At 59.5% G+C, this 3,833-nt stretch carries 4 protein-coding genes; 1 reads left to right on the top strand and 3 read right to left on the bottom strand.

What is annotated here, in order from left to right:
* The first annotated feature begins 26 nt into the window (after nucleotides 1-26).
* Entirely contained in the window at nucleotides 27-1,151 is a 1,125-nt protein-coding gene (locus H6B10_RS13105; RefSeq protein ID WP_204652015.1) for an acyltransferase family protein, read from the top strand.
* 56 nt (nucleotides 1,152-1,207) lie between these two features.
* Here the strand turns inward: H6B10_RS13105 and H6B10_RS13110 are convergent, their stop codons facing one another.
* From H6B10_RS13110 to proC, 3 genes are all read right to left on the bottom strand, one after another.
* Complete coding sequence (locus H6B10_RS13110; RefSeq protein ID WP_204652016.1) at nucleotides 1,208-2,500, bottom strand: glutamate-5-semialdehyde dehydrogenase; 1,293 nt, start codon at nucleotides 2,498-2,500, stop codon at nucleotides 1,208-1,210.
* The gene (proB, locus tag H6B10_RS13115; RefSeq protein ID WP_204652017.1) at nucleotides 2,497-3,273 is read right to left on the bottom strand and encodes a glutamate 5-kinase; all 777 of its coding nucleotides are present in this window, start codon (nucleotides 3,271-3,273) and stop codon (nucleotides 2,497-2,499) included. Before proB ends, H6B10_RS13110 begins: the two co-directional genes overlap by 4 nt.
* Before the next feature lie 4 nt (nucleotides 3,274-3,277).
* The coding region (proC, locus tag H6B10_RS13120) for a pyrroline-5-carboxylate reductase (RefSeq protein WP_204652018.1) at nucleotides 3,278-3,833 on the bottom strand (556 nt) is incomplete at its 5' end.

Genomic DNA, 3,833 nt, shown 5'->3' on the forward strand with positions numbered 1-3,833 from the left:
TTTTTGGTAGAAAAGGGGACATTTGCATGCAGCAACAACGAAACTACGGCATAGATCTGCTGCGCATGTTCAGCATGCTGCTGGTGGTGATTTTGCATACCGAAGGCCACGGCGGTGTGCTCGAAGCGGCACAGGGGCACAGTGTGTACTGGGCTTACCTGCCGGAAGCATTTGCCTACTGTGCGGTGAACTGTTATGCACTGATTTCCGGCTATGTGGGAGTGGCAAGCCGCTGGCGCCCCGCCAATCTGATCAACCTGTGGTTGCAGGTGGCATTTTACAGTGTAGGTTTTACGGCATTGTGGGGGATGTTGATGCCCGGCAGTGTGGGGATTACCGACCTGCTCCACGCCTTGATGCCCGTCACCTATCAGTACGTGGATTACTGGTATTTTACGGCTTACTCTGGGCTGTTCTTTTTGATTCCGCTGCTCAATCACCTGGTACGCACCATGCCGCGGCGGCAGCTGCGCACCATGCTGGTGGTGTTGGTGCTGGTATTCTCGGTATTCCCGACGATTACCCGTCATGATCGATTCTATCTGGCAAACGGGTATTCCGTCTGGTGGCTGGCCATTCTGTACCTGATCGGCGGGTATATCCGCCAGTACAAGGCATGGGAAAAAATCCGGGCCACCCAGGCGCTGGGAATGTATGTGGGATTCTCTCTGCTCAGCTACGCTTTGCGGATGGGACGCAACATCCTGACACGGCGGGTGGAATGGTATGCCAAAATCGGTGACCGTTTTTTCGGTGCACAGTCGGACTGGTTGAATTACATTTCGCCCACCGTGCTGCTGGCGGCGGTAGGACTGCTGCTTCTGTTCAGAAATCTGCGGTTGCCCGCATGGAGTGTGCGGCTGATCCGTCTTGCATCGCCGCTGGCGTTTGGTGTGTACCTGATCCATAACCACCCGCTGGTCAGCGATGCATTGATGGAAAACCGTTTTGCTTCCTACGCTTCGCTGCCGGGACCGCTGCTGGTTCTGGCCGTGATCGGTACGGCGGTGGTCATCTATCTGGTGTGTACCGCGGTGGATGCTGTGCGCAGCCTGTTGTTCCGGCTGCTGCGGGTACGGCAGTTTGCAGACTGGTGCGAAAAAGCTCTGCGTAAAGTTTTCTTATGCTGTTCTGAACGAATTTTCGGATAAATAATAAACCTCCCGGCAGGCGTCGAAGCTTGCCGGGAGGTTTTCTATATCATTTTTCAGTGGCAGGGCGTCTGCAGCAGAGAAGCGGCGCCGCCGCGGGTCTGTCCGTTGCCATGCACGATGTATTTGTAGGTGCACAGTTCTGCCAGACCCATGGGGCCGCGGGCATGCAGTTTCTGGGTGCTGATGCCCATCTCGCAGCCCAGACCAAATTCGCCGCCATCGGTGAAGCGTGTGCTGGCGTTGATGTAAACGGCGGCACTGTCCACGCAGGTGGCAAAGCGCTGGGCAGCAACTTTGTCGTTGGTGATAATGGCCTCGCTGTGATGGGTCGAATGTTTGGCAATGTGGGCAATGGCATCTTCCAGAGAATCCACCACAGCCACGCTGAGTTTATAATCCAGATATTCGGTGTCAAAGTCGGCGGGACCGGCGGGAACACCGTCAATGATGGAGGCAGCAGCGGAGTCCAGATGCAGTTCCACCGGAGTGAGTCCGGCAGCCGTGCGGTCGTCGACCAGGCACTTTTTCAGCATCGGCAGGAAGGTGGCGGCTACATCCCGGTGAACCAGCAGGGCTTCCTCGGCATTGCACACGCTGGGACGGCTGGTTTTGGCGTTCTCCACAATGCGCAGTGCCATATCCAGATCGGCGTCCGCATCCACATACACATGGCAGATGCCCGTACCGGTCTGGATGCAGGGCACGGTGGCATTCTCCACACAGGCACGGATCAGTCCGGCACCGCCGCGGGGGATCAGCAGGTCCACCAGGCCATCGGCAGTCATCAGTTCATTGGCGCTGGCGTGGCTGGTGTCCTCAATCAGGCTGATGGCATGTTCCGGCAGATGCACTTTCCGCAGTCCGGCGCGCAGGGCCTGCACAATGGCGTGGCAGCTGGCCCAGGCATCCCGTCCGCAGCGCAGCACACAGGCACTGCCTGCCTTCAGGGCCAGGGCAGCGGCATCGCTGGTTACGTTGGGGCGGCTCTCGTAAATGATGGCAATTACACCCATGGGAACGGCGGTCTTTTCAATGACCAGCCCGTTGGGACGTACAATCTTGCGCAGCACTGCACCCACCGGATCGGGCAGAGCCGCTACTTCGCGCATGCCCTTGGCCATATCGGTCAGGCGGCTGGGCGTCAGTGCCAGCCGGTCCAGCATCACATCGCTGACGCGGCCGCGTGCCGCTTCCAGGTCCTGTTTGTTCGCGGCAAGGATCTCTTCCTGCGCAGCAATCAGGGCAACAGCCATGGCTTCCAGCGCTTCGTTTTTGGTGTGGGTATCCGCCATGGCCAGCGGCAGGCGCGCCGTCTGGGCGGCCTGCAAAATTTCCTGAGTGGTCACTGAAACTCCTCCTTCTTGCCGATGAACTTGGTGCCAACCGGTTTGCCTTCCAGAATGTCATACAGGACCTCGGCGTGGGCACCGTTGGTGATGATCATATCAACGCCGGCATTGGTGGCCCGTTTGGCGGCAATCACCTTGGTCAGCATGCCGCCGGTCCCCAGCGAGGAACCGGCACCGCCGGCCAGTCGTTCGATTTCGGGGGTGATCTCTTCCACCACGGGAATCGGCCGGGCGTTGGGGTCGCTGTGGGGGTCGGCCGTAAACAGGCCGTCAATGTCCGAAAGCAATACCACAAGGTCGGCGTGGATACACTGTGCCACCAGTGCGGCCAGGGTATCGTTGTCGCCCAGAGAATATTCTTCAATGGCGATGGAGTCGTTTTCGTTCACGATGGGAATGGCACCCAGCTGCAGCAAACGTTCCAGCGTGCTGCGCAGGTTGCGCAGGCGGTTTTCGTGGTCGAAGTCCTCCCAGGTAAGCAGCATCTGGGCCACTGTGTGGTTGTACTGGCTGAACAGACGGTCGTAGGTATACATCAGCTCGCACTGTCCCACGGCAGCGGCGGCCTGTTTGGTGGTGATGTCCTTCGGCTTCTGAATCTGCAGTTTGCCTACGCCCAGACCGGTGGCGGCCGAGGAAACAACAATCAGTTCGTGGCCGGCGTTTTTGATGTCGCTCCATACCTTGACCAGGTCCTCGGTATGGCGGATATTCAGCCGCCCGCCCGGATGGGCGAGGGTGCTGGTGCCGACCTTCACAACGATGCGCATAGTTTTACTTCCCCAATTCCTTCGTTTTTTCGTAAGCTGCCAGGACCGCGTCGGTCACAGCGCCGCGGAAAGCCCGCTGCTCCAACAGACGAACTCCCTGAATGGTGGAACCCCCGGGGCTGCAGACGGCGTCCTTCAGGGCGCCGGGGTGCTGGCCGCTTTCCAGCACCATACGGGCGCTGCCCAGTACAGTCTGGGCGGCATATTCCTGCGCCTTGGCGCGGGGCAGCCCGGCAGCCACACCGCCGTCCGCCAGTGCTTCAATAAACTGGTAGACCCACGCGGGGCCGCAGCCCGAAACTGCACTGGCGGCGTCGATCAGATTTTCTGGCACTTCGTCCAGCTGCCCGGCGGGGGCCATGGCGCTCAACCATTCGTTCAGCTGTTCCGGTTCCACATCGTCATGGCAATACTGGATCATGCCGTCGCCCAGTGCCACGGGGGTGTTGGGCATCATCCGGATGATGGGGTATCCGCTGCCGGCCATCTGCCGGATCTGGTGCATGGAAAGGCCTGCCGCCATCGAAACCAGAACAAAGGGACGGCTTTCGGCGCGGGAT

Origin of the sequence: Gemmiger formicilis (assembly GCF_016901605.1) — a bacterium.
Classification (GTDB): Bacteria; Bacillota; Clostridia; order Oscillospirales; family Ruminococcaceae; genus Gemmiger; species Gemmiger formicilis_B.

Bases quoted from the DNA above. Each gene is read 5' to 3' on its own strand.
- H6B10_RS13105 (WP_204652015.1), top strand. From the start codon at position 27: ATGCAGCAACAACGAAACTACGGCATAGATCTGCTGCGCATGTTCAGC.
- proB (WP_204652017.1), bottom strand. From the start codon at position 3,273: ATGCGCATCGTTGTGAAGGTCGGCACCAGCACCCTCGCCCATCCGGGC.